This window comes from Desulfosporosinus sp. I2 (assembly GCF_000960765.1).
Taxonomy (GTDB): domain Bacteria; phylum Bacillota; class Desulfitobacteriia; order Desulfitobacteriales; family Desulfitobacteriaceae; genus Desulfosporosinus.
Window position 1 is genome coordinate 1 of sequence record NZ_JYNH01000272.1, and the last position, 1,686, is coordinate 1,686.

At 45.4% G+C, this 1,686-nt stretch carries 2 protein-coding genes; both read right to left on the reverse strand.

Going from position 1 to position 1,686, the window contains the following annotated elements:
- Nucleotides 1-139 precede the first annotated feature (139 nt).
- Nucleotides 140-475: a heparan-alpha-glucosaminide N-acetyltransferase domain-containing protein gene (locus tag UF75_RS25585; RefSeq protein WP_052693688.1), complete on the reverse strand. Its 336-nt coding sequence runs from the start codon at nt 473-475 to the stop codon at nt 140-142.
- Between the two features lie 94 nt (nt 476-569).
- Entirely contained in the window at nt 570-1,214 is a 645-nt protein-coding gene (locus UF75_RS25590; RefSeq protein WP_082075358.1) for an O-methyltransferase, read from the reverse strand.
- Nucleotides 1,215-1,686 lie beyond the last annotated feature (472 nt).

Below are 1,686 nucleotides of genomic sequence, written 5' to 3' on the forward strand. Positions count from 1 at the left end.
AGACCGAATGGAAGAAAGAGACTCGTCTCTAACAGTTGTCCCTCAAACCAAAACCCGAGCGGAACGGAAAGAAATATCAGCCCCCAAAGTACCCGCGATGATAATCTGGATAGACATGGAAATAAGATCATGGTCACCCCTAAAAATGCAAAATGCCAAACCGAACATACTGCTCTTTCATCACGACATAGGTTGCCACCGTGATTCCCATTCCAAAGAGCAATACTTTAAAGCCACGTCTTACCGGGGATCGGCTAAATCCACTTGAAAGCCCCGATATAAAGATAAAAAGGAGAGCGGAGGTTTTCCCGACCAAAAACCAAAGTGGGTCCTGATAGTTTAGATCGAGCCCAGCGAACTCCTTCAAGTCATAAACAAGATGAAATAAGACCATCAGCACTATCGCTACGGCCCTAAATAACTCGATCTCTCCATGACGTTGGTTTGGAATCCTCTCATTTAAGTTTAAGCCCATCTCTTACTCACAATCTTTCAGCCTCTTTCTAATATCTTTTTGTTTGTCTCCCTGCTCTCTTATCTCCTTTGACCTCCAGTTCAAAAAATCATTGTTAACTAATTCGGCGACTCACCGACACCCCATCTCCAAACGGTAGCACAGTGGTGGAAAACTCCGGATTCTGGCAAAGCTCCTGTAGGAACTGACGCAAACCACCTACCATACGTTCATACTTAGGTGCAAAATCGCTTCCCGGAACCACCCAGCCTCGAAATAGAACGTTATCAACGACAAGCAAACCCCCTGAAGAAATTAAGGGGTATATATGACTCAAATAATCTAAATACTCTCCTTTAGCAGCGTCAATAAAGACAAAATCAAATTTCGAATCTAAGGTTGGCAGTATTTTTCGGGCATCTCCCTCTATTGCAGTGATACGCTCTCGAAGTCCTGCCCGTTCAAAATAAACAAGTGAACGCCTCAAACGATCTTTGTTCAGATCGATTGTCGTGACATATCCTCCAGTCCTCTCAGCCGCTCGGGCTAACCAAATGGTAGAATATCCAATCGCCGTTCCTATTTCTAAAATAGACTGGGCCCGATTCATATGTACTAATAAATTAAGAAAGTTTCCGACGGTTGGCGTAACTACTGGAATCGTTTCCTTCAGGGCCTGCTCTTCCATCTCCTGAAGTAATGGGTCCCGTTCACCCAATAAGGTCTCAAGATATCGCTCCATTTCAAAAGGGTAAAACAACGCCATCTCCCTTTCTCTCCATTTGAATCAACCCATTTGTTTCCTCCACTTTACCACAAATGGTTTTGGAACGCACACAAAACAAAAGTACGCGTCTTCAGTGATATTGCTTAACCGCTTAACAAACAATACACATAAAAAGCATACTTTATATGCAAATTGGAGACGGTTCTTGACTTGCACAAAATTCCAATGAATCATCCCCCGTTCCCAATCTTCCCTAACAGGAAGATGCACATGAAATGTGACTTCTTCCCGACCATCCGTTCTCTGACCTAAGCCCGGGACGCAGTGTCACACGAGCGCGACGTCTTTACGTAAGCAGCATGCTTACCACCGTAGCAAGGACCCAAGCCTGACGGTGCACATGAAATGTGCCGTCTCCCACACCTTTTCGTTCCCCGACCCAAGCCCGGGACGCAGTGTCACACGAGCGCGACGTCTTTACGTAAGCAGCATGCTTGCCGCCGTA